This is a genomic window from Enterobacter cloacae complex sp. HYC074_NIDB, assembly GCF_056673345.1.
Genome location: NZ_CP114214.1, coordinates 699,409 through 722,594, shown reverse-complemented (window position 1 = coordinate 722,594; position 23,186 = coordinate 699,409). Strand labels below are relative to the sequence as shown.

Genomic DNA, 23,186 nt, shown 5'->3' with positions numbered 1-23,186 from the left:
ATAGGGGGCAAACCTGCCCCCTGAAGAAAACGAAATTACTCTTTATCGCCCAGCAGAACGGATTCCAGCGCGATTTTGATCATGTCGTTGAAGGTGGTCTGACGCTCGGCAGCGGTGGTCTGCTCGTGAGTACGGATATGGTCAGACACGGTGCAAATAGTCAGCGCTTTCGCACCGAATTCAGCCGCCACGCCGTAGATACCGGCCGCTTCCATTTCCACACCCAGAATGCCGTATTTTTCCATCACGTCGAACATGTCGCCTTCTGGCGAGTAGAACAGATCGGCAGAGAACAGGTTGCCCACGCGCGCGTCTACGCCCAGCGCTTTTGCCGCGTCAACCGCGTTACGCACCATGTCAAAGTCAGCAATGGCCGCAAAGTCATGATCTTTAAAGCGGATGCGGTTAACTTTAGAGTCGGTGCACGCGCCCATGCCGATCACCACGTCACGCAGCTTAACGTCCATGCGAACCGCGCCGCAGGAGCCGACACGGATGATTTTCTTCACGCCGAAATCGGTGATCAGCTCTTTGGTGTAGATGGAGCAGGATGGGATACCCATGCCGTGACCCATCACGGAGATTTTGCGGCCTTTATAGGTACCGGTGAAGCCCAGCATGCCGCGCACGTTGTTCACTTCACGCACGTCTTCGAGGAAGGTTTCTGCAATGTGCTTCGCGCGCAGCGGGTCGCCCGGCATCAATACGACGTCAGCGAAATCACCCATTTCTGCATTAATGTGAGGAGTTGCCATCTTCAGTTCCTTTTACATTGTTGTTTTTTCCGGGTGGCGGCTGCGCCTTACCCGGCCTACATTCTGTTTTCCCTCTCCCTGTGGGAGAGGGTCGGGGTGAGGGCATCAGGCCTCACCCAATCCGTTTAGAACATAGCCTTGCCATATTCCATGTCAGACGTACCAAAGTATTTCGCAATCGTCTGGCCGATGTCCGCGAAGGTTTCACGGTGACCCAGCGAGCCCGGTTTGACTTTCGGGCCGTACACCAGCACCGGAATGTGCTCACGGGTGTGGTCGGTACCGGTCCAGGTCGGGTCACAGCCATGGTCAGCGGTCAGGATCAGAATGTCATCTTCTCCCACCAGCTCCATCAGCTCTGGCAGACGGCGGTCAAACAGCTCCAGACCCGCAGCATAACCGGCGACGTCGCGACGGTGGCCCCAGGAGGAGTCGAAGTCCACGAAGTTGGTGAAGACAATGGTCTTATCGCCCGCTTCTTTCATCTCTTTGATGGTGGCGTCGAACAGCGCATCCAGACCGGTCGCTTTGACCTTTTTGGTAATGCCGCAGTTGGCGTAAATGTCCGCGATTTTACCCACGGAAACCACGTGACCGTCTTTCTCGTCGACGAGTTTTTGCAGCACGGTCGGCGCCGGTGGCTCCACAGCCAGATCGTGACGGTTGCCGGTACGCTGGAAGTTACCCGCTTTGTCGCCGATAAACGGACGCGCGATAACGCGGCCAATGTTGTAGCCGCCTTCGGTCAGCTCTTCACGGGCGATTTCGCACAACTCGTACAGTTTATCCAGGCCAAACGTCTCTTCATGGCAGGCGATCTGGAACACGGAGTCAGCAGAGGTATAGAAAATCGGCTTGCCGGTTTTCATGTGCTCTTCGCCGAGCTGGTCCAGAATCACGGTACCGGAAGAGTGGCAGTTACCGAGGTAGCCCGGCAGGTTGGCGCGCTTCACCAGCTTATCAAGCAGCTCTTGCGGAAAGCTGTTCTCGTGATCGGAGAAGTAACCCCAGTCGAACAGCACCGGCACGCCGGCGATTTCCCAGTGGCCGGACGGAGTATCTTTACCGGAAGAGAGCTCGTGCGCCCACGCGTAGGCGCCCACCACTTCCGCGTTACCGTCCATACCGGCTGCGATCTTACCGGTAGAGCCTTCATGCGCTTTTACCAGCCCCAGACGGGTCAGGTTTGGCAGGTTCAGAGGGCCTTTACGACCGTTGTCCGCTTCGCCTTTTGCACAGGCTTCCGCGATGTGACCCAGGGTATCGGAACCCACGTCACCAAATCGTTCTGCATCTTCGGTTGCGCCGATGCCGAATGAGTCCAGCACCATAATAAATGCACGTTTCATAATTGTTCTCCGTACTTAGTGCTTCATAAAAATGCGATCAGATCAGTATACCGCTATTCAGTGATACGACGATAGACCGTCGGTGTGGTTTCCGGTGCTTTATCGTCAAGAGATATTGCCGCCTTCACCGCTTTCGCCGCGTCCTGCCAGCTGGCTTCATCTTTCGCGTGGATCACCGCCAGCGGACGTTGGCCGTCAACGCTGTCGCCCAGACGGGCCATATCGGTAAAGCCGACGCTGTAATCAATGGTGTCCGATGCCTGACGACGACCGCCGCCCATAGACACGACAGCCATGCCGAGCGCGCGGGTATCCATAGCCGAGACAAAGCCTTCGCTATCCGCATAGACCGCTTTGCTGAGCATCGCGGTGGGCAGGTATTTCGCGTAGTTTTCCACAAAGTCGGTCGGGCCTTTCTGCGCCGCCACCATCCGACCAAAGATCTCCGCCGCTTTGCCGTTGTCCAGCACCGCCTGAAGCTTCGCGCGCGCGTCAGCGTCGTCTTTGGCCAGCTTGCCGGAGATTAACATCTCAACGCACAGCGCCATGGTGACATCGAACAGGCGCGGGTTACGGTATTCGCCTGTGAGGAACTGCACAGCCTCGCGGACTTCAACCGCGTTACCGGCGCTGGAGGCCAGCACCTGGTTCATGTCCGTCAGCAGTGCGGTGGTGCGCACGCCCGCGCCGTTGGAAACGCCAACGATCGCTTCGGCCAGCGCCTCAGAGAGTTCATAGGTTGGCATAAACGCGCCGCTGCCCACTTTCACATCCATCACCAGCGCATCCAGACCTTCCGCCAGTTTTTTGGCAAGGATAGAGGCGGTGATCAGCGGGATGGAGTCTACAGTCGCGGTAATGTCACGCGTCGCGTAGAAACGCTTGTCAGCCGGAGCAAGAGAGCTGGTCTGGCCGATAATCGCCACGCCAACGTCTTTAATAATGTCGCGGAAGCGGTTGTCATCCGGGAAGATATCGAAGCCCGGAATGGCTTCCAGTTTGTCGAGCGTACCGCCGGTGTGGCCCAGGCCGCGCCCGGAAATCATCGGGATGTAACCGCCGCAGGCTGCCACCATCGGGCCAAGCATCAGGGAGGTCACGTCGCCCACGCCGCCGGTGGAGTGTTTGTCCACAATCGGGCCGTTGAGGTTGAGGCTTTTCCAGTCCAGAACGGTTCCTGAATCTCGCATCGCCATGGTCAGCGACACGCGCTCAGGCATCGACATATCGTGGAAGAAAATGGTCATCGCCAGAGCCGCAATCTGCCCTTCAGAGATGGTGTTATCACGAATGCCATTGATAAAGAAGCGGATTTCTTCGTCGCTTAATGCATGACCATCACGTTTTTTACGAATAATTTCTTGTGCGAGAAACACGGTAACCTCCATGCGGAATCGGGTGAATGGCGGCGGGTATGTTGACCCGCCCCACGATCCTGTAGGCCGGGTTAGCGTAGCGCCACCCGGCAATTCAACTTAGTAGCTGCTTGCGCTCTTACCGTCGCCGTGACCCAGCGCTTTCAGCAGGCTGGCCAGCAGGCTGGACGCGCCGAAGCGGTAGTGGCGGGAGTCCGCCCAGTCGGCGCCGAACAGCTTGTCGGCAATCGCCAGGAACTGCTGCGCGTCTTCTGCGGTACGCACGCCGCCTGCCGGTTTGAAGCCAACGGTTTTGGACACGCCCATATCACGGATGACTTCCATCATGATGCGCGCGCTTTCCGGAGTCGCGTTGACCGGCACTTTACCGGTAGAGGTTTTAATGAAATCCGCGCCCGCTTTGATGGAGATTTCAGACGCCTTACGAATCAGCGCCTCTTCTTTCAGCTCGCCGGTTTCAATGATCACTTTAAGCAGCACGTTTGCCGCCGCACACGCGTCTTTACAGGCTTTCACCAGGTCAAAACCGACCTGCTCGTTGCCGGCGATCAGCGCGCGGTACGGGAATACCACGTCAACTTCGTCTGCGCCGTACGCAATCGCCGCGCGGGTTTCTGCCAGCGCGATCTCGATATCGTCATTGCCGTGCGGGAAGTTAGTTACGGTGGCAATGCGCACATCCGGCGTGCCCTGCTCTTTCAGCGTTTTGCGGGCAATCGGGATGAAGCGCGGATAGATACAAACGGCGGCGGTGTTACCCACTGGCGTTTTCGCCTGATGGCACAGGGCGATGACTTTTTCATTGGTGTCGTCATCGTTCAGGGTGGTCAGGTCCATCAGTTTCAACGCGCGCAGGCTGCTTGCAGTTAAATCGGTCATAACATTCTCCAACGGCAGTGCCGTATAAATTTTACCTTGCGGGTCTGTGAGTATTCTAACATTCACCCGCATCCACACTTCGACATTCATCACAGTTAATGAAAACTGTGTGCAAATTTGCATTACTGTAATGAGATCTGCTTCAAATTTTAGTGCGTTAATTGCTGACTAAATCGGCGATATCCCCTTTCTGATCAAAAGCGCCACCAGGCTGGCTTCCTACAATTCGTTCACTATCCGCAGAACAACCAAGGAAGTGAACATGCCCGACGCCCTGCAACAACGTTGCCAGCACATTGTGACCAGCCCGGTGTTAACCCCAGAACAAAAACGTCATTTTCTGGCGCTGGAAGCGGAGAACAATCTGCCCTATCCCGCTCTGCCAGAGGCGGCCCGCGCCGCACTGAACGAGGGATTCATCTGCGACATGTTCGAAGGCCATGCGCCTTACAAACCGCGCTACGTGCTGCCGGACTACGCTAAATTTCTGGCTAACGGCTCAGAATGGCTGGAGCTGGAAGGGGCGAAAGATCTGGATGATGCCCTCTCGCTGCTCACTATCCTTTATCACCATGTTCCGTCCGTCACATCGATGCCGGTCTATCTGGGCCAGCTCGATGAAATACTCAGCCCCTATGTTAAAATTCTAACACAGGATGAAATCGATAGCCGAATAAAACGTTTCTGGCGTTACCTGGACAGAACGCTGCCCGATGCGTTTATGCATGCCAATATCGGCCCGGCGGATACGCCTGTCACCCGAGCCATCCTTCGCGCAGATGCAGAACTAAAGCAGGTTGCGCCGAACCTGACCTTTATCTACGACCCGGATGTAACCCCCAGCGATCTGCTGCTGAGCGTGGCGAAAAACATTTGTGAATGTAGTAAGCCGCATATTTATAATGGCCCGGTGAATGATAAAATTTTCACAAAAGGTCGCTATGGCGTGGTGAGCTGTTACAACTCCCTGCCGCTGGCGGGCGGCGGCAGCACGCTGGTGCGCCTAAACCTGAAAGCGATTGCGGAACACAGCCGCTCACCGGAAGACTTTTTCACCCGTACCCTTCCCCACTACTGCCAGCAACAAATCGCGATCATTAATGCGCGCTGCGATTTTTTATATGAACAATCCGGCTTCTTTGAGAATAGCTTCCTGGTAAAAGAGGGGCTGATTGATGCCGATCGCTTTGTGCCGATGTTTGGCATGTACGGTCTGGCCGAAGCGGTGAACGTGCTGTGCCAGAAAGCAGGCATTACGGGACGTTACGGTAAGAACGAACAGGCCAATGCGCTGGGCTACCGCATCAGTGAACAGCTTGCGGCGTTTGTCGAAAACACGCCGGTGAAACACGGCTGGAAGCAGCGCGCGATGCTTCATGCGCAGTCGGGGATCAGCTCTGACTCGGGCACCACGCCGGGCGCGCGCCTGCCCTACGGCGACGAGCCGGATCCCATCAGCCACCTGCTGGCCGTTGCGCCGCACCACAAGCACTACGCTTCCGGGATCAGCGACATTCTGACGCTGGATGAAACGGTAAAACGTAACCCGCAGGCAGTGGTCCAGCTCTGTCTCGGCGCGTTCAGGGCGGGGATGCGCGAGTTTACCGCCAACGTTGCGGGTAACGATCTCGTGCGCGTTACCGGCTATATGGTGCGGCTCTCCGATCTGGAGAAATACCGGGAGGCCGGCTCGCGCACCAACACCACCTGGCTCGGCGAGGAGGCCGCGCGCAATACCCGTATTCTGGAACGTCAGCCGCGCGTGATAAGTCATGAACAGCAGATGCGCTTTAGTTAGTCAGGTCATACCCTTCTCCTGCGTGGACGGGCCGGGCAGCCGCCTGGCGTTGTTCCTCCAGGGCTGTAACCTGCGCTGCAAAACCTGCCACAACCCGTGGACGATAGGGCGCTGCAACGACTGCGGCGACTGTGTACCCCACTGTCCGCATGATGCGCTGACGATTCAGGCCGGGCGCATCTGGTGGCAGGAGAGTCACTGTCAGCAGTGCGACACCTGCCTGCACCTGTGTCAGAAGCAGGCGACGCCGATGGCGCAGCGCTATAGCGTCGAGGAGATCCTCTCCCGGGTTCTCACGTGCGCGCCGTTTATTGAGGGCGTGACCGTCAGCGGGGGTGAGGCCACCACGCAGCTGCCGTTTTTGGTTGCGCTTTTCACCGCAATCAAAGCCGATCCGTCCCTGCGCCATCTGACGTGCCTGGTGGACAGCAACGGCCTGTTAAGCGAAACCGGCTGGCAAAAGCTGTTTCCGGTGTTTGACGGCGCGATGGTGGATCTGAAAGCCTGGGGCAATGAACATCACCGTTTTCTGACCGGGCGCGAAAACACGCTGATCAAGCAGAGCATCCGCTGGCTGGCCGATCGTCATCGCCTGACGGAGCTGCGCCTGCTGGTGATCCCCGATCGGTGTGATTATCTGCAACATCTGCCATCGCTGACCGCTTTTATCCACACGTTGGGGAACGTTCCGGTGCGGATCAACGCGTTTCATGCCCATGGGGTTTACGGGGAGGCGGCGAGATGGCGGAGCGCCACGCCGGAGGACATCGAGCCGCTGGCGCAGGCCCTGGAACGGCAGCAGATCACGGTGATCCGCCCGGCCCTTTATCTATAGCGTGATGCCGAAGACCGCTCGGGTATTTTCCAGCAGCGCGCTGGCAATCACATCTTCAGGCTCCTGACGCAACTCACACAGCACATCAAAAACGCGCGCCGCCTGCTCCGGACGGTTAGGCTGGCCCTGAAAACCATTCAGCGGCATGTCAGGCGCATCCGTTTCCAGCAGGAGCGAGGTCAGCGGGAGCTGTGCCATCACATCACGGGTTTTGCTGGCACGCGGATAGGTAATGGTGCCACCGACGCCAATTTTATAGCCCAGCTCGATAAAACGCTGCGCCTGCTGAAGGCTTCCAGCGAAACCATGGACCACGCCCCTGCGCGGCACGTCGATGCGCTTCAGGTGCATCGCCAGTTTGTCATGGGTACGTCTGGAGTGGAGGATCACCGGCAGATCGTGGCGCTTTGCCAACCGGAGCTGCGCGTCCAGAATCGTCTGCTGGCGTTCAAACTGCGGATCTTCACGATAGAGATCGAGGCCGATCTCACCGATGGCAACCAGCTTCATATCCGCGTTTTGCAGCGTGGCATTCAGCCTGTCGAGATGGTCATCAAGATGGTGCTCAATAACGATCGGATGCAAACCCAACGCGGCATACAGCGCATCGTGCCCCCGGGCAAGCGCCAGAACTTTGTCGAATCTCGCCGCTTCAATAGCGGGCACAATAATGGCTCTCACACCGGCCTCAGCCGCACGCGCAAGACTGGATGTTTCCTCCCCGCTAAACGGCGGGAAATCAAAGTGGCAATGGGTATCGATAAAGCAGTGCGTCATGCCAGATCCTCGTTATCGAGTAAGCCATCGTTGGCCTGCGGCGCGTCCACCAGCGGCATCGCCACCGCGTCATTGGCCACAACGGCAGGCGGCAAAATGATGCTTTTATGCCGATGAAGAGGCGGTTGCTCGGCCAGCATTTTCCCGACGGTCGCCAGGAAGTAACGCCCGCACAGCCGCCCCGTTTTGTAATCCATACGCAACGCAGGCAGCCGACTGCCCAGCGCCATGCTCAACAGCGGCTTCGGCGGATAAATTTCAAAGATGCGCAGCTTGCCCGGTGGTTTTTCAATAAAACGCTGCATCGCGCCGTAGGTGGTTTCATGCTGCTTCGCGATATTCACCAGCGGTTGCAGGCTGCTGTCGCCCAGCCAGCGTTCCATCCGCTTAAACCACTGTGGGGTGTAATACATCTGCGAAGGCACCGTGCGGATCACCACAATGGTTTTTGCCCCGCGCCGCGCCGCCTCCTGTACCGGCACCGCATCGCTGATACCACCGTCAAGATAGCTTATCCCCTCCAGCAACGCGCCGGTGCGGTAGAATCCCGGGATCGCGCTGGACGCGCGGATGATATCCAGCCAGTTCTCTTTCTGCGGCGAAAAGTAACCCGGCGAATAGTCATCGCCACGGCTGGCGCACATCCAGAACTCTTTGCCGGTATCGAACAGTCGTGACGCGGTATCCATGGCCAGCGGCATCTGGCTGGAGGTGGCATCCAGTAACCAGTCGAGATCGATCAGGTTCCCGCCGCGCACGAAGCGTACCGGATTGAAGAATTCTTTCGAGGTGGTATAGCGCATAATCACTTTGCGCGCATAGCCGGGCTGGTTGCAGACATAGGCGGAGAGGTTCTGCGCCCCGGCAGAGGTGCCGAAATAGAGATCGAACGGGTTGAATTGCGCGCGCATAAATTCGTCGAGCACGCCGGCGGTAAAAATACCGCGCTGCCCGCCCCCTTCACAGACCAGCGCAAGCTGGCCTGCATGAAACGGTTTTAACGTCAGCGGCGCAATATTGCCGAGCGTAACGGGAATTCGTTGCCCCACCTCTGCCTTCCTGTTTTCATTATTGTGATGAGACACAGTAACGCACTTCCCCGGTGGTTCTCAAACGAGAAAAAGCCAGTCACGAGGACTGGCTTGAGTTTGTTTAGTAAATATTGCGTTTGCTACGGGCGACGTCGACCCGTAAACAGGCTGACCAGGAACAGAATAATACCGACGACGAAGACAATTTTCGCTGCCCATGCCGCGGTACCCGCCAGTCCACCAAAGCCCAATGCGGCGGCAATTAACGCGATAACCAGAAAAATAATGCCCCAACGAAACATAAGCCTCTCCTTTACCATAGTTAATGTCGGCCGCTAAACGTGAGCGCTCAGGTCACTCACCGGCTTTTCCAGAATCGTTTTTATTTCGCCCGCGGTTTTAAGCCTTACGGGCGAATGGTACTGCTTTACTTCGTTTTCAGATCGTTTTTGACGCTTTTCACACCATCAATAGCTTTCGCAATTGACTCGGCACGATCGCTCTGTGCCTGATTCTCAACCGTACCGGACAGCTGGACCACACCATCGGTGGTTTCAACTTTCACCATACGGGATGGCACGATGTCGTCAGCTAACAGTTTAGCTTTGATTTCGCTGGTAGTTGCTGCATCTCCGGCATAGCCCTTCACGGACGATTCTTTGCTGTCACGTACGTGCAGTTTGTCGCTGACGGAGCTTACGCCCTCAACACCTTTCGCCACTTTAACGGCTTCTTCAGCCTGGGTCTGGCTTTCAACGAAACCGCTCAGGGTGACAACCTTGTTGTCGGTTTTAACAGAAATATCGGTGCTCTTAATGGAGTCGTGATCCACCAATGCGGCTTTCACTTTTGCTGTGATTGAGCTGTCATCCATGAAATTACCGACTTTATTCATAGAGCTATCGATTTTTTCCCCTGCGGTATTGGCGGAACTTTGCGCTTTATCCATGGTGCTGGATTCCGCCAGAGCAGAACCGCTTACCAGGACACTACCCAACGTTACAGCCAGCAGAGTTTTAGAAATCTTCAGTCTTGTCATATTCATCGATTTATTCCTGTGTTTTGCCCGTTATTTGGGCGACATACTTCCCTAAATCTTGGTTTTATATATTGCGAATTAACACCGGGGCAAAATGGAGAACCAATGGACATGCATTGAACAGTTAATTCATCCACACCCGGTGCTAAACACTGAGTTAAATATAGATCACAATCAGAGGGGTGCATTCAGAATTGGGGAAAAAACGAACGAATAGCGAAAAATTGCGGTGAATTAAGAACATTCCGCAAGGGTTTAATAACACAGGAATTAAAGAAGAGCACGGCGGCTGCCGTGCTCTGAGAGGGAATTAATGCTCGCGCGTTTTGCGGAACTGAACATCAGGATAACGTTCCTGCGTCAGGTTCAGGTTAACCATGGTCGGGGCGATATAGGTCAGGTTATCGCCACCGTCCAGCGCCAGCTGAACTTCGTTCTTACGTTTAAATTCTTCGAATTTCTTCACGTCTGAACATTCAACCCAGCGGGCGGTCGCCACGTTCACCGATTCGTAAATCGCTTCCACGTTGTACTCGCTCTTAAGACGGGCAACCACCACGTCAAACTGGAGCACACCCACCGCGCCCACGATCAGATCGTTGTTAGCAATAGGGCGGAACACCTGTACAGCCCCCTCTTCGGAAAGCTGGACCAGGCCTTTCAGCAGTTGCTTCTGCTTCAGCGGATCGCGCAGGCGAATGCGGCGGAACAGTTCTGGCGCGAAGTTCGGGATACCGGTGAACTTCATCATCTCGCCCTGCGTGAAGGTATCGCCAATCTGAATGGTACCGTGGTTGTGTAAACCAATGATGTCACCCGGATAGGCTTCTTCTACATGCGAACGGTCGCCTGCCATGAAGGTCAGCGCGTCGGAGATCACCACGTCTTTACCGATACGGACCTGACGCAGCTTCATGCCCTTCTCGTACTTACCGGAGACCACGCGCATAAAGGCAACGCGGTCGCGGTGTTTCGGGTCCATGTTGGCCTGAATTTTAAAGACGAAGCCGGAGAACTTCTCTTCCTTTGCTTCTACTTCGCGGGTGTCGGTTTTACGCGGCATTGGCTGCGGGGCCCACTCCACCAGACCGTCGAGCATATGGTCAACGCCAAAGTTGCCGAGGGCGGTACCGAAGAAGACCGGGGTAATTTCACCGCTCAGGAACAGCTCTCGGTCGAACTCGTGCGACGCGCCTTTAACCAGCTCCAGCTCATCGCGCAGCTGCGCGGCCAGCTCTTCACCGACCGCTGCGTCCAGATCCGGGTTGTCCAGACCTTTCACGATGCGCACTTCCTGAATGGTGTGACCCTTACCGGTCTGGTACAGGTAGGTTTCGTCTTTATAGAGGTGGTAAACCCCTTTGAACAGCTTGCCGCAGCCAATCGGCCAGGTGATTGGCGCGCAGGCAATCTTCAGCTCGTTTTCCACTTCATCCATCAGCTCCATCGGATCACGGATGTCACGGTCGAGTTTGTTCATAAAGGTGAGGATCGGCGTATCGCGCAGACGGGTGACTTCCATCAGCTTGCGGGTACGATCTTCAACACCTTTCGCGGCGTCGATCACCATCAGGCAGCAGTCCACCGCCGTCAGGGTACGGTAGGTATCTTCGGAGAAGTCTTCGTGCCCCGGGGTGTCCAGCAGGTTCACCAGACAGTCGTGATACGGGAACTGCATCACGGAGGTGGTAATCGAAATACCACGCTGCTTTTCCATCTCCATCCAGTCGGATTTAGCATGCTGGCTGGAGCCACGGCCTTTAACGGTACCCGCGGTCTGGATCGCCTGTCCGAACAGCAACACCTTCTCGGTGATGGTCGTTTTACCGGCATCCGGGTGCGAGATAATGGCAAAAGTGCGGCGTTTGGCCACCTCTTGCAGATAAGGAGACAACGTCATAATCAATTCTTCTTAGGTAAGCGCGGCAGCAGGCCGCGCATCATGGAATACGAAAAATGCGGCTATTTTACCCATCAACAGGGGGCAGGCAATCATTGTTTACACAGGAGCTGCTCCAGTTCGTTCAATGACGTAACGGTCCAGGTCGGCTCGATGCCTTCCGGCAGCATGCGGCCATGCGCATTCAGCCAGACGGTCGACAGGCCCGATCTCATACCTCCCAGAATATCAGATTCTGCCGTATCCCCCACCATCAGCACGCGATCGCGGTCAGGATTGCCCGCTTGCGCCAACGCATAATCGAAAATACGCGGATCCGGCTTCGGTACGCCCACCCCTTCGGAGATCACCAGCGCGTCGAAATGATCGCGCAGGCCGGTGCGTTCAAAGCGAATCTGCTGAAGCGCGGTAAAGCCGTTGGTAATGATCCCAAGCTTCACCTTCCCTTTCAGCGAATCCAGCAAAGAAACGGCGCCGGGCAGCGGCGCGCAGATATCCGCCATCGCATTCAGGAAGGCCTCGTTCAGCACCCCAGGACTCACGTTTAACCGTTCAGCCCACACGTCAAAACGCTGATGCTGAAGCTGTAACGCGGTGATGGCTCCGTTCTGGTAATCCACCCACAGCGGTTTGTTCACCGCCTGATAGTCCTGAAAATCTTCCGCGGTGAACGTCACGCTATAGTCGAGAAACATCCGCTGTAGGCCGCCGAACGAGTCAAACGTAAACAGCGTTTCGTCGGCATCAAAGAAAATCCAGTCCCATTTCATCGTTACAACCTTATTTTCGTTATCCAATCGGCAGAGCCATGATAATGGCGTCTTCACGTCCCTCTGCGGTGGGGTAGTAGTTACGGCGGATAGTCGCCTCGTTGAAGCCTAAGCTTTCATAGAGCGCGATGGCGGCGACATTGGACGCGCGCACCTCCAGCCACAGGGTGAAAACGTCACGGGTTTCCAGCTCACGAATGAGGTGCTCAAGCAGTTCCCTGCCCAGCCCGCGGCGCTGGTATGCGGGATCGACCGCGATATTAAACAGCGTCGCCTCGTCCAGAACGACCTGCGTGATGGCGAACGCAGCCATCGCACCGTCAACGTCCAGGCGGAGATTTAAATAGCGTTCGCCCTGATTGCTGGCAAACGTCTTTTCGCTCCACGGAAAGGCATGGGCGCGGGTTTCAATCGCGAACGCGGTGGTCAGGTCAGCCGTCGTGAGGGAAGAAATCGTGTTCATATTCGCAAATTTGTTGCCATAGCGCGCTACGCGCTTTTGGGTTGGCTTTCAGTTCGTCCAGCGCTGGCGAGCTGATCTGGCTTCCTTCAAGGGGTAGCTCATCCACCGCCCCGATTCGCCAGCTGTTACAGCGGCTGTCAGAGGGAAGCATCGCGACGCTTTCGGGCGCCAGCTGTAATACCTGATCGTGGGTCACCTTCAGGCTGCGAAGGACATCCTCAATCAGGGGCTCGTTCAGGGCAGGCGGCGCTTCTGCCACCATCACCAGGCGGACATGCGCAGGGATGGAGATGGCTATTTCGCCCCGCAACGCCGTCGGGCGACGCAAAGCCCACTGGGTGATGCCCAGTTGCTGCAACTGCCAGTCTCGTCGGGATGTCATAGCGAAAACTCCTGTCTCTCAGGCGCGCAAATATAGCAAATGTGTCGAAACTGCGCCATCTACCTACTATAATCCCCGCCTGAGTTTATTGAGGAACAATTCATGTCTGCATTTACCCCGGCAAGTGAAGTCTTGCTGCGTCACAGTGATGATTTCGAAGAGAGCCGTATTCTGTTTGCCGGAGATATGCAGGATGACCTGCCCGCACGTTTCGACTGTGCTGAAAGCCGTGCCCACACCCAGTACTATCACCACTGGCAGGTGCTGAGCCGTCAGATGGGCGAGCGCGCGCGCTTTAGCCTGGCGGCGGAGCAGAGCGATATTGCTGACTGCGATACGCTCATTTACTACTGGCCAAAAAACAAGCCGGAAGCCCAGTTCCAGCTGATGAACCTGCTTTCTCTGCTACCGGTCGGCTGCGATATTTTTGTTGTCGGTGAAAACCGCAGCGGGGTGCGTAGCGCAGAACAGATGCTCGAAGCCTGGGCGCCGCTGACGAAAATCGACAGCGCCCGTCGCTGCGGCCTGTACCATGGTCGTCTGGAAAAACAGACCACCTTCGATGCCGACGCCTTCTGGGACGAGTACCAGCTTGAAGGCCTGACCATTAAAACCCTGCCGGGCGTGTTCAGCCGTGATGCGCTCGATACGGGCAGTAAGCTGCTGCTGTCCACCCTGACGCCTCATACCAAGGGCAAAGTGCTGGACGTCGGCTGTGGCGCGGGCGTGCTGTCATCGGTTCTCGCCAGTCACTCACCAAAAGTGCGTTTAACCCTGTGTGACGTGAGCGCTCCGGCGGTAGAAGCCAGCCGCGCCACGCTTGCTGCGAATGGCATTGAAGGTGACGTGATTGCCAGCAACGTCTTCTCCGATGTGACCGGTCGCTTTGACATGATCATCTCTAACCCGCCGTTCCACGACGGAATGGAGACCAGCCTTGAAGCGGCGCAAACGCTGATCCGTGGCGCAACCCGTCACCTCAACAGCGGCGGTGAGCTGCGTATTGTGGCGAACGCCTTCCTCGCATACCCGAAAGTGCTGGATGAAACCTTTGGCTTCCACGAAGTGATCGCCCAGACGGGCCGCTTTAAGGTCTATCGCACCGTGATGACGCGCCAGGCGAAAAAGTAACCCCCCGGTCCGGCGATGGCTGACGCTGCCATCGCCCAATTTTGCAGCAATCAAAACAACGTGCGCAATTTTCTGTTGACGTAAAGCTGAAAACATCTAGAATGCGCCTCCGTGGTTACGATACTTTTACAGTGTCGATGGTATGCGAAGGTGGCGGAATTGGTAGACGCGCTAGCTTCAGGTGTTAGTGTCCTTACGGACGTGGGGGTTCAAGTCCCCCCCCTCGCACCATAAATCACGTTGATATTGCTCGCACTGGGCGAAGGTGGCGGAATTGGTAGACGCGCTAGCTTCAGGTGTTAGTGTCCTTAGGATGTGGGGGTTCGAGTCCCCCCCCTCGCACCAACGAGGCGATATCAAACCAGTAAGATGACTGTGCGAAGGTGGCGGAATTGGTAGACGCGCTAGCTTCAGGTGTTAGTGTCCTTACGGACGTGGGGGTTCAAGTCCCCCCCCTCGCACCAATTATCTTACATCCTCTCAGCAGTGCCTCTTCTTTTTCCCTTTTATTTCAAACTCATCAGAATCACCAGCAGTCCACTGATTAGCGCCACGCATGAAGGCAGCAGGACATAATGCCGTAACTGTTTGTGCCAGATCATCGCGGATGTCACCAGCAAGCCTGAAACAATCATTGCTTTCCAGACATCAATGGGGAGATCGGTAAACATCAGCCCACCGATAATGGAACCAGGCAGTAATATTCCCCACCCACTTCCCAGCGCTTTGCTCAACATGGTTTCACCTCTCGCACTGATAATGATAACCAGTATCATATGATAGTAATTATCACTTGTCAGCAGGCGACGTAAGAAATTGCGCCAGCAATTGCTTTCCCATAATGACAGAGAATGTGTAAGGTGATAAATTGCCCACCTGTTAACTTCCGATAAAGTTTTTCTGATAATAAAAATTCAATTTTGTAGCGACCAATATTACACAACAACACCTTGCTCATTGTTTTAATTGAGTTTTAATAAAAACGCACGCATATGACATCACAATCCTGGCTGTCTTTAGTCAACAAGAAATATCAGCTATCTTTACGTTTGTTTTTATTTCTGAACGCCGCATCAGCATTGTTCTCGGTAACAAATCCTCTCTATTCCGTGCGTGTGTTATCAGTCCCGCTCTTTGCCGTACTGACTATCAGCACAGGCTTATTTATCTGGCACTGGAAAAACAGCACGCGAAAAATAAATATCCCTGTTGTTTCAGCTATTTTTGGTCTTTTATGGGCCTGGCAGATCGTCTCTAAATTTCTGTTAATCACGCACGATCAGGCGACCTATTTAATGATGGCGCTATTAACAGTGCTTTTTATAGGGTCTCTGGCGTTCGCGAGTAATATTAAAGCCTTTACGTTACATTCATTTCCCGCCTTTATATCCTGCCTGTGGCTTAGCCCGTCCGAAAACTGGCTGAGAATGGCCTATTTTTTCGCGCTGCCGGTGGTCGCCATTGGTATCCATCATGTTCTTCAGCGGCGCAATGACCGTTTCGCCCAGGAGCTGCTTTCCGAACTGCTGGAGGAGCGCGAAACCCTGACCGATCTTAGCATGATGGACCCGCTCACCGGCCTGTATAACCGTCGCGGGCTGCAAAGCCGGCTGGAGAACCTTCCCAGGCCTGACGCTGGCGAGCACTTCGTGCTGCTGATGGATATCGACCACTTCAAAGCCTACAACGACCATTACGGCCATATGATGGGCGATCAGGCCTTGATCAGGGTCTCGGCTGCGATACGCGACGCCGTGCGCTCACGCGATGTTGTCGCCCGGTTTGGCGGGGAAGAATTTATGGTGCTGTTGAGTAACATCCCGCTGGAGCAAGCGCGCCAGACGGCTGAACGCATACGTCAGAAGGTTTACGATCTTAAAATCCCCCATATGTTTAACGAAAGCGTCGCCACTAACGTGACCATCAGCATCGGCATCGCCATGTTCGAAGGTGAAGACGTTGAGGGCGCGCTGGCGAAAGCCGATAAAGCTCTCTATGAAGCCAAGCATATGGGACGTAACAGCATTCTGCTGAGCGAAGAGCTTCATACTGCCTGAAACTGCCTTCACAGCGCCAGGATAAAACGCTTGCGCTCGGTTTTATCTATAGTTAGGATTGGCAATCATTATCATTTAGATTTGTAATCCACACTATGGCGACTCGTACCGCACACATCGTTGAGCCCCTGCTCTGGCGAGCTCCACTCTCCGCCGGGGAAACGACGCTTGCGGATGCCATTCGGGAAAAAATTGCCGTAACGCGCGCCCATCTGCTGGATTTCATCAAACTGGATGAAGCACCGCCGCATCATGCGCTGACGCTGACTGAGTGGCAACGTCCTGCCGAGCTGCGGTCGCTGCTGGCAACCTATTCCGACCATATTTATCGTAACCAACCTACCCTGACGCGGGAAAATAAACCGCTGTTATCCCTCTGGGCACAGTGGTATATCGGGCTGATGGTGCCGCCTGTCATGCTAGCCCTGCTGACCCAGGAAACGATGCTCGATCTCTCGTCGGAACATTTCCATGTTGAATTTCATGAAACCGGGCGCGCTGCCTGTTTCTGGATTGATGTACATGAAGATCCGAGCGCGAGACACCTGTCAGCGCAGGCGCGTATGGAACGGCTGATTACAAGAGCGCTGGTTCCGGTCATTGATGCGCTGGAAGCGACGGGAGAGATTAACGGCAAACTGATCTGGAGTAATACCGGGTATCTTATCCACTGGTATTTAACGGAAATGAAGCCGCTGCTCGGCGACGAGAAAGTGGATGCACTGCGTCAGAGCTGTTTCTTTGCCAGACAGCTGTCGGATGGACGGGATAACCCTCTTTACCGCACCGTGGTTCCGCGTGAGGGACTTCTGGTACGTCGTACCTGCTGTCAGCGCTACCGTCTGCCGGACGTCCAGCAGTGCGGCGATTGCACGCTTAAGTAGTCTGGCCCGGCCTGATACCCGCAGTGAGAGAGAACAAACACTAAAAACGGCAACCTGCGTTACCGTTTTGCTTTTACCTAAGCGACCTGCTGATTTTCCTCTTCTCCATTACGCTGTGCTTCTTCCGCTTCCTGCTGAAGCAACTGTTTCTCGTACACCTTGAAGAACGGGAAATAGATAATCGCGGAAACGCAGGCCAAAACCAGCACCAGAATGGCTGCACGGAAATCCCAGCCCAGCGCCCAGGCGGCGCCAACCGGAGCCGGTGCCGTCCACGGCACGACGGAAATCACGCGGCCAATCAGATCAAACTTCATCGCTGCCCATGCCAGCACGGCATTAACCATCGGCGCCAGCAGGAAAGGAATAAAGAACACCGGGTTCATCACAATCGGCGTACCGAAAATCACCGGCTCATTGATATTGAAAATGCTTGGCACCACGCTCAGACGTCCAATAGAGCGCAGGTGCGCGGAGCGGCTACGCAGATAGCAGAACACCAGACCCATCGTCGCCCCCGATCCGCCGATAACGATAAAGAACGTCCAGAAGGCTTCCATAAAGATGTGTGGCAAAGGCTGGCTTGCCGCCAGCGCGGTCTGGTTCGCCCCCAGGTTCGTCAGCCAGAACATTTGCAGCATCCCGGAGACAATCGCCGCGCCGTGGATCCCGGCAAACCACAGCAGGTGGCCAATCAGCACCGCCAGCAGGATCGCAGGCAGCGAGTCAGCCGCAGAGACCAGCGGTTTGAATATCGACATGATGGCCTGTGGGATCAGCATACCGAACTGCGACTGGATCAGCAGACTCAGCGGATAGAGCGTCAGCACCACCACCAGCACCGGGATCAGCAGATCAAACGAGTTTTTGATCATCGGCGGAACCTGGTCTGGCAGGCGGATCCCGATATTGTGTGCTTTCAGGAAACGCATCATCTCAACGCAATAGATCGCCACCAGAATCGCGGTGAAAATACCGGTCCCTCCCAGGCTATCGACCGGCAAAGCGCCTTTGGTTTTAGGGGCGGCGACCAGCAGGAACGCCATCAGCGACAGCATCGCGCACATGAACGGATCCAGCTGATGGGTTTTAACGTAATGTTTGCCCAGGTTGTAGGCAATAGCCGCACAGATATAAAGGGACATCACCCCCATTGTCATATCAAACGGCGTCAGAATTTGGCCTTCAAACTGCTTCGCCATATCCAGCCAGGCGCGAGCAAAACCCCAGGTGGTATCAGGCGAAAAAGGTGGGTAAGCGAACACTAACAGAAACGAGCCCACAATCATAAACGGCATCGCTGAGATAAACCCGTCACGAATAGCCATAACGTGACGCTGGGAAGAGATGCGCCCGGCAATAGGGTTAACATAATTTTCAACGAAGCGGAAAATCAGATTAAATGCAGCATGGTTGGCAGACATAGCAGATCTCCTGTCATACGTTCGTTTCGGACGTTCTCACGTCACACGTTGTTCCATACATCAGCGTCACAACCTTGCCGGATCGTGTACCTGCGGTACTGCTCAAACGGAATGGTTTCATAATTAGCTCTTATTATTAGATACAGGGGAAGTTACACACTCAGTATTAATCTGTGCATCACACTCTGCAACCGGTTACTGTAACCGGTTTCTGTGAATGTGAAGGCGATCCAGAAATCGCCCCAGACGGATATTTGTTACTTAAGGGATATTTACAGCGACTAAATTCTTATGACAGATTACGCAGGATATTTGTCAGGAGGAATCAATGAGTTTGCAGTCTGTACAACAGTTTTTTGCCGAACACGCTCCGGATATAGAGATCATTGAGCTTAACCAAAGCACAGCGACTGTTGCCCTTGCTGCTGCCGCGCACAACGTTGAACCCGGCCAAATTGCCAAAACGCTGTCACTAAAAATTAAAAATGACGTGATTCTGGTGGTTGCAAAAGGCGATGCGCGTCTGGATAACAAAAAGCTTAAAGAGACATTCGGCGCAAAAGCCCGCATGCTCAGCAGCGATGAGGTAGTCACCCTGACAGGTCATCCTGTTGGCGGCGTCTGCCCTTTCGGACTGGAAAACCCGCTTTCTGTTTACTGTGACATCACATTAAAACAATACGCGGAAGTGTTACCCGCAGCGGGCGCCATCCACAGTGCGGTGCGTATATCGCCCGACAGAATGGCGGAACTGACCGCAGCAAAATGGGTGGATGTGTGCATTTGAACGATGCGCCAGAAGAACTCTGGCGCATCATTTAACGCTAAGAGAATGAAGGAACGGTGAGAGCGGAACGACGAACTTCCCGGGCAGGGAGATGCGCCAGGATATCCGCCGCATCCAGTAATCCCACGTCAGAATTGACGCCCAGCTTTACCATGGCGTTAAACTTATGCGCCCGGATAGTTTTAATATTGCGTTCAAGCTGTGCTGCAATTTCAGGGATCGAAAAACCCGATGACATATAACGCAGAATCGCCCTCTCGGTTGGGCTTAACATACGATTGCTAACACACCAGTGATTGTACATGTTGTCGTTCACCTGATGCGTTTCGCTGAGTAATGTCTTCAGGCCCTCCATTAGCTGCTTTAGCGGAACCGATTTACTGATGATTCCATGCAAGCGAGAAGGCGAAAGATGGCTGACCAGCCTCGCCTCCATTTCGTCAGAGGCCAGCACAATACGCTGGACGTCGCTGTGGGTGAAGGTGAGATCCCGTAAACAGGCAAGACAGTTTCTCCGCTCCTCACGCTCATCAGACAGTGAATAGATAACCGCATAGAATGAGATATCCGAGAGCGCCGCTTTAAAGCTGGCGAATCTGCTAAACAGGTGCACCTGGTAATGGCTCAGGCTGGGCATCGCAAAGAGATGCTTCAGCCCCACAGCGCTCATTGAGCAGCTTTCGATGACGGCGATATGTCTTGTTGCAGTGGTCTTTTCCATTCCTCAAACTCTCCATAAGCCGACATTAAACTGAGTTCTCGCATTCCCTGGGTACTGCTTATCCACGCGTACATATCGGCATTACTGCGAAGTGATAAGCGACGCATTGCACTGTTTTTCTGTGCGCTGATCGTTTTATTACTTTTATTCAGTAGTGTGGCAATTTGGTTGATTCCCCAACCTTTACCGAGTAAACGCAACACCTTGCGTTCAGAGTGAGTGAGTGCAATCATTTGCTCACTCTCCTCTTCAATATCGGGCGTTTCCGGTATTAATAACGTCTGGCTTATTCGCTCGGCACGTTCACTGCCCGCGCGAATAGCGTTAATGACGCCTTCAATAGGCTCCATATCTGAAAGCAGCGTGCTTTCCGGACGCATAAGAAGCTCTACTGCAAGCGGATAAAGAGGACGCGAGACAAGGAATATCCAGTGAATATCCCGATACTGATTCATTAATCCATAATACTGCTCAAGCGTGCCGCGAGGATTACGATACTCACCCGAAATATCGGCAATAACGACCCCGGCGCGACGCAACTGAAGTAGCGTCAACTCCTGCATCGAACGGCAGTACGTTATCTCAAAATCGGGAAAATGACGCGACATGACACCACCTAACCCATTTTGCATAACCGGCACTCTGCTAATCACAACTCCGTGTTTACCATTCAATGGCAACATAGACCCTCCATGTCATGAATTCATTATTTAAGAACGAACTAACCCTACGAGGTTAAACACGTTTGTATTCCTTAGTACAAAACGGCTTAATATTCGTAAACCAGAAGAAATGTCACATGGGTTATGAAACGCCCAATACAGTCTTAATATCGCATAAAGACTACAAGAATTTAATTCTGGTTGTGTGAAAAGATCGAAAATATGAAATTAGAAATACTTAATATATTTTTTTTATTAATTCTCGTCACATATTCATTAAATAAATAAAGATACGACCTCTTCGCCATGCTGGACACGCAACTGATCGCACAAATGTTGATCTGGCCCAGCGCAAAGGGCCCTGCCCTTTGTGTTAAAAGTAAGCAATCTCTCTTCTCTTCAGGGCGTTTCATGCAGGCAGATCGGTCTACGCAACGTGCTACCACGCGGCTATGTATTCAGTGCGGACTTTTTCTCTTACAACACGGGGCAGAAAGCGCCCTCGTCGAAGAACTTTCCACACGCCTTGGTCTGGCGCTGGGGATGGACAGCGTTGAGAGCTCCATCTCGTCAAATGCCATTGTACTGACCACCATTAAAGACGGACAGTGCCTCACCTCCACTCGTAAAAATCATGACCGCGGCATTAACATGCACGTCGTGACGGAAGTGCAGCACATTGTGATCCTTGCTGAACACAGGCTGCTCGATCTGCGGGAAATAGAGAAACGCTTCAACCAGATCAAACCTCTCCGGTATCCACGCTGGCTGGTTGTGCTGATGGTGGGACTCTCCTGCGCCTGCTTCTGCAAGCTCAACGCGGGCGGCTGGGACGGCGCTGTCGTGACCTTCTTTGCCAGCAGCATCGCGATGTATGTCCGCCAGTTGTTGACGCACAGGCAACTGCATCCGCAAATTAACTTCTGCATCACGGCATTTGTGGCGACAACCGTATCCGGCCTGCTTTTGCGCCAGCCTTACTTCGCCAGCACGCCTACTGTTGCGATGGCCGCCAGCGTATTGCTGCTGGTGCCGGGTTTTCCCTTAATCAATGCCGTCGCTGATATGTTCAAAGGCCACATCAACACCGGTCTGGCGCGCTGGGCGATAGCCAGCCTGCTGACGCTGGCGACCTGTATCGGGGTGGTAATGGCCATGACACTCTGGGGGTTACGCGGATGGGCGTGATCGATTTTCTGCTCGCACTGGCGCAGGACATGCTCCTGGCAGCCCTTCCCGCCGTTGGCTTTGCGATGGTGTTTAACGTCCCGCAACGTGCATTACCCTGGTGTGCGCTGCTGGGTGCCATTGGCCACGGGTCACGTATGATCATGATGACCGCGGGCTTTAATATCGAATGGTCGACGTTTATCGCCTCCATGCTGGTCGGCAGCATCGGTATTCAGTGGTCCCGCTGGTATCTGGCGCATCCGAAGGTGTTCACCGTGGCGGCAGTCATTCCTATGTTCCCGGGTATTTCAGCCTATACGGCGATGATTTCCGCCGTCAAAATCAGCCACTTTGGCTACAGCGAACCGCAGATGATCCTGCTTCTGAGCAACTTCCTTAAAGCCTCGTCGATTGTGGGCGCGCTCTCCATCGGCCTGTCGATCCCCGGCTTATGGCTTTACCGCAAACGTCCACGCGTATAATAAAATAGCTTGCAATTGTATCGCGCACTATCTATATTCATTTCATGGATGCAAAAATGAACGACACCACTAACGCGCTTCTGCTGGATAACCAGCTCTGTTTTGCCCTCTATTCGGCAAATCTGGCGCTTAACAAGCTCTACCGGCAACTGCTGGCGCCGCTTAACCTGACCTACCCGCAATACCTGGTGATGCTGGTGCTGTGGGAGCAGGATGATATTACGGTATCAGACATTGGCGAGCGGCTGTTCCTGGATTCCGCCACGCTGACGCCCCTGCTGAAACGCCTGGAAAGTGCAGGATTAATCTTCCGCCAGCGTTCCCGTCAGGATGAGCGTCAGGTCGCCGTCACCCTGAGCGACGCGGGTCGGGCGCTGCAACAGCAGGCCGTGACGATACCCCACGCCGTGGGCTGTGCAGCGCAGTGTGATACCGACACCATGCTGGCGCTCAAGCACCAGCTCGAACTTTTGCGCCAACAGCTTCATCGCGCGTAAGGCTATACTTTACGCGC

The 23,186-nt window shown here is 54.5% G+C and carries 25 protein-coding genes and 3 tRNA genes; 12 read left to right on the top strand and 16 right to left on the bottom strand.

Features of this window, described 5'->3' with window-relative positions:
• Positions 1–35: 35 nt before the first annotated feature.
• From deoD to deoC, 4 genes are all read right to left on the bottom strand, one after another.
• Positions 36–755 carry a purine-nucleoside phosphorylase gene (gene deoD, locus O1724_RS03525; protein ID WP_003856538.1) on the bottom strand — a complete coding sequence of 240 codons (720 nt, stop codon included), beginning with the start codon at positions 753–755 and terminating at the stop codon, positions 36–38.
• 125 nt (positions 756–880) lie between these two features.
• Positions 881–2,104, bottom strand: a complete 1,224-nt coding sequence (gene deoB / locus O1724_RS03520) for a phosphopentomutase (RefSeq protein WP_003856540.1) — start codon at positions 2,102–2,104, stop codon at positions 881–883.
• A gap of 53 nt (positions 2,105–2,157) precedes the next feature.
• Positions 2,158–3,480, bottom strand: a complete 1,323-nt coding sequence (gene deoA / locus O1724_RS03515; protein WP_003856542.1) for a thymidine phosphorylase — start codon at positions 3,478–3,480, stop codon at positions 2,158–2,160.
• A gap of 99 nt (positions 3,481–3,579) precedes the next feature.
• Positions 3,580–4,359 (bottom strand): deoxyribose-phosphate aldolase, encoded by a 780-nt coding sequence (gene deoC / locus O1724_RS03510; protein ID WP_214595427.1) that lies wholly within the window; start codon positions 4,357–4,359, stop codon positions 3,580–3,582.
• A gap of 262 nt (positions 4,360–4,621) precedes the next feature.
• On the opposite strand from deoC, the gene O1724_RS03505 reads away from it, so the two are divergent.
• Positions 4,622–6,157 (top strand): YjjI family glycine radical enzyme, encoded by a 1,536-nt coding sequence (locus O1724_RS03505; RefSeq protein ID WP_126297216.1) that lies wholly within the window; start codon positions 4,622–4,624, stop codon positions 6,155–6,157.
• A complete protein-coding gene (locus O1724_RS03500; RefSeq protein ID WP_045342576.1) occupies positions 6,132–6,992 on the top strand; it encodes a YjjW family glycine radical enzyme activase in 861 nt (286 codons plus the stop codon). Before O1724_RS03505 ends, O1724_RS03500 begins: the two co-directional genes overlap by 26 nt.
• Here the strand turns inward: O1724_RS03500 and O1724_RS03495 are convergent.
• The 8 genes from O1724_RS03495 to O1724_RS03460 all read right to left on the bottom strand — a co-directional run bounded on the left by O1724_RS03495 (position 6,987) and on the right by O1724_RS03460 (position 13,354).
• Positions 6,987–7,769 carry a TatD family hydrolase gene (locus O1724_RS03495; protein ID WP_023324123.1) on the bottom strand — a complete coding sequence of 261 codons (783 nt, stop codon included), beginning with the start codon at positions 7,767–7,769 and terminating at the stop codon, positions 6,987–6,989. The two genes, O1724_RS03500 and O1724_RS03495, sit on opposite strands and share 6 nt — an antisense overlap.
• The gene (locus tag O1724_RS03490; protein WP_003856550.1) at positions 7,766–8,818 is read right to left on the bottom strand and encodes a patatin-like phospholipase family protein; all 1,053 of its coding nucleotides are present in this window, start codon (positions 8,816–8,818) and stop codon (positions 7,766–7,768) included. Before O1724_RS03490 ends, O1724_RS03495 begins: the two co-directional genes overlap by 4 nt.
• A gap of 122 nt (positions 8,819–8,940) precedes the next feature.
• The gene (locus O1724_RS03485) at positions 8,941–9,102 is read right to left on the bottom strand and encodes a DUF1328 domain-containing protein (protein ID WP_003856556.1); all 162 of its coding nucleotides are present in this window, start codon (positions 9,100–9,102) and stop codon (positions 8,941–8,943) included.
• Positions 9,103–9,227: 125 nt separating this feature from the next.
• Positions 9,228–9,845, bottom strand: coding sequence for a molecular chaperone OsmY (gene osmY / locus O1724_RS03480; RefSeq protein ID WP_003856559.1), 618 nt, complete (start codon positions 9,843–9,845; stop codon positions 9,228–9,230).
• Positions 9,846–10,149: 304 nt separating this feature from the next.
• Positions 10,150–11,739 (bottom strand): peptide chain release factor 3, encoded by a 1,590-nt coding sequence (gene prfC / locus O1724_RS03475; RefSeq protein WP_003856562.1) that lies wholly within the window; start codon positions 11,737–11,739, stop codon positions 10,150–10,152.
• Between the two features lie 92 nt (positions 11,740–11,831).
• A complete protein-coding gene (gene yjjG / locus O1724_RS03470) occupies positions 11,832–12,509 on the bottom strand; it encodes a pyrimidine 5'-nucleotidase (RefSeq protein WP_126297217.1) in 678 nt (225 codons plus the stop codon).
• A gap of 19 nt (positions 12,510–12,528) precedes the next feature.
• On the bottom strand, positions 12,529–12,972 hold the full coding sequence (gene rimI / locus O1724_RS03465) for a ribosomal protein S18-alanine N-acetyltransferase (protein WP_003856565.1): 444 nt from the start codon (positions 12,970–12,972) through the stop codon (positions 12,529–12,531).
• A complete protein-coding gene (locus tag O1724_RS03460; protein WP_003856566.1) occupies positions 12,941–13,354 on the bottom strand; it encodes a DNA polymerase III subunit psi in 414 nt (137 codons plus the stop codon). Before O1724_RS03460 ends, rimI begins: the two co-directional genes overlap by 32 nt.
• 102 nt (positions 13,355–13,456) lie before the next feature.
• On the opposite strand from O1724_RS03460, the gene rsmC reads away from it, so the two are divergent.
• The 4 genes from rsmC to O1724_RS03440 all read left to right on the top strand — a co-directional run bounded on the left by rsmC (position 13,457) and on the right by O1724_RS03440 (position 14,949).
• A complete protein-coding gene (rsmC, locus tag O1724_RS03455) occupies positions 13,457–14,485 on the top strand; it encodes a 16S rRNA (guanine(1207)-N(2))-methyltransferase RsmC (RefSeq protein ID WP_003856567.1) in 1,029 nt (342 codons plus the stop codon).
• Between the two features lie 144 nt (positions 14,486–14,629).
• Positions 14,630–14,716: transfer RNA gene (locus tag O1724_RS03450), tRNA-Leu, on the top strand.
• A 28-nt stretch (positions 14,717–14,744) separates the two neighbouring features.
• Positions 14,745–14,830: transfer RNA gene (locus tag O1724_RS03445), tRNA-Leu, on the top strand.
• 32 nt (positions 14,831–14,862) lie between these two features.
• Positions 14,863–14,949, top strand: a tRNA-Leu gene (locus O1724_RS03440).
• 42 nt (positions 14,950–14,991) lie between these two features.
• Here O1724_RS03440 and O1724_RS03435 read toward each other — a convergent pair.
• A complete protein-coding gene (locus O1724_RS03435; RefSeq protein ID WP_032628028.1) occupies positions 14,992–15,261 on the bottom strand; it encodes a DUF1435 domain-containing protein in 270 nt (89 codons plus the stop codon).
• Between the two features lie 216 nt (positions 15,262–15,477).
• Between O1724_RS03435 and O1724_RS03430 the strand changes: the two genes are divergently transcribed.
• Positions 15,478–16,542 carry a GGDEF domain-containing protein gene (locus tag O1724_RS03430; protein ID WP_126297218.1) on the top strand — a complete coding sequence of 355 codons (1,065 nt, stop codon included), beginning with the start codon at positions 15,478–15,480 and terminating at the stop codon, positions 16,540–16,542.
• A 95-nt stretch (positions 16,543–16,637) separates the two neighbouring features.
• Entirely contained in the window at positions 16,638–17,426 is a 789-nt protein-coding gene (gene fhuF, locus O1724_RS03425; protein ID WP_003856570.1) for a siderophore-iron reductase FhuF, read from the top strand.
• 77 nt (positions 17,427–17,503) lie between these two features.
• Here fhuF and O1724_RS03420 read toward each other — a convergent pair whose 3' ends face one another.
• Positions 17,504–18,850, bottom strand: a complete 1,347-nt coding sequence (locus tag O1724_RS03420) for a PTS sugar transporter subunit IIC (protein WP_126297219.1) — start codon at positions 18,848–18,850, stop codon at positions 17,504–17,506.
• 328 nt (positions 18,851–19,178) lie between these two features.
• On the opposite strand from O1724_RS03420, the gene O1724_RS03415 reads away from it, so the two are divergent.
• A complete protein-coding gene (locus O1724_RS03415; RefSeq protein ID WP_003856572.1) occupies positions 19,179–19,637 on the top strand; it encodes a YbaK/EbsC family protein in 459 nt (152 codons plus the stop codon).
• 37 nt (positions 19,638–19,674) lie between these two features.
• Here O1724_RS03415 and bglJ read toward each other — a convergent pair whose 3' ends face one another.
• Positions 19,675–20,307, bottom strand: a complete 633-nt coding sequence (bglJ, locus tag O1724_RS03410; protein WP_003856573.1) for a DNA-binding transcriptional activator BglJ — start codon at positions 20,305–20,307, stop codon at positions 19,675–19,677.
• A complete protein-coding gene (locus O1724_RS03405) occupies positions 20,304–21,041 on the bottom strand; it encodes a helix-turn-helix transcriptional regulator (protein ID WP_003856574.1) in 738 nt (245 codons plus the stop codon). Before O1724_RS03405 ends, bglJ begins: the two co-directional genes overlap by 4 nt.
• 390 nt (positions 21,042–21,431) lie before the next feature.
• Here O1724_RS03405 and O1724_RS03400 point away from each other — a divergent pair, with 390 nt between their 5' ends.
• The 3 genes from O1724_RS03400 to O1724_RS03390 are packed head-to-tail and all read left to right on the top strand — an operon-like array spanning position 21,432 to position 23,169.
• Entirely contained in the window at positions 21,432–22,208 is a 777-nt protein-coding gene (locus tag O1724_RS03400; protein ID WP_003856575.1) for a threonine/serine exporter family protein, read from the top strand.
• Positions 22,199–22,672 carry a threonine/serine exporter gene (locus O1724_RS03395; RefSeq protein ID WP_003856576.1) on the top strand — a complete coding sequence of 158 codons (474 nt, stop codon included), beginning with the start codon at positions 22,199–22,201 and terminating at the stop codon, positions 22,670–22,672. The genes O1724_RS03400 and O1724_RS03395 overlap by 10 nt, the downstream gene beginning before the upstream one ends.
• Before the next feature lie 44 nt (positions 22,673–22,716).
• Positions 22,717–23,169, top strand: a complete 453-nt coding sequence (locus O1724_RS03390) for a MarR family winged helix-turn-helix transcriptional regulator (RefSeq protein ID WP_032608457.1) — start codon at positions 22,717–22,719, stop codon at positions 23,167–23,169.
• The last annotated feature ends 17 nt before the right edge of the window (positions 23,170–23,186 follow it).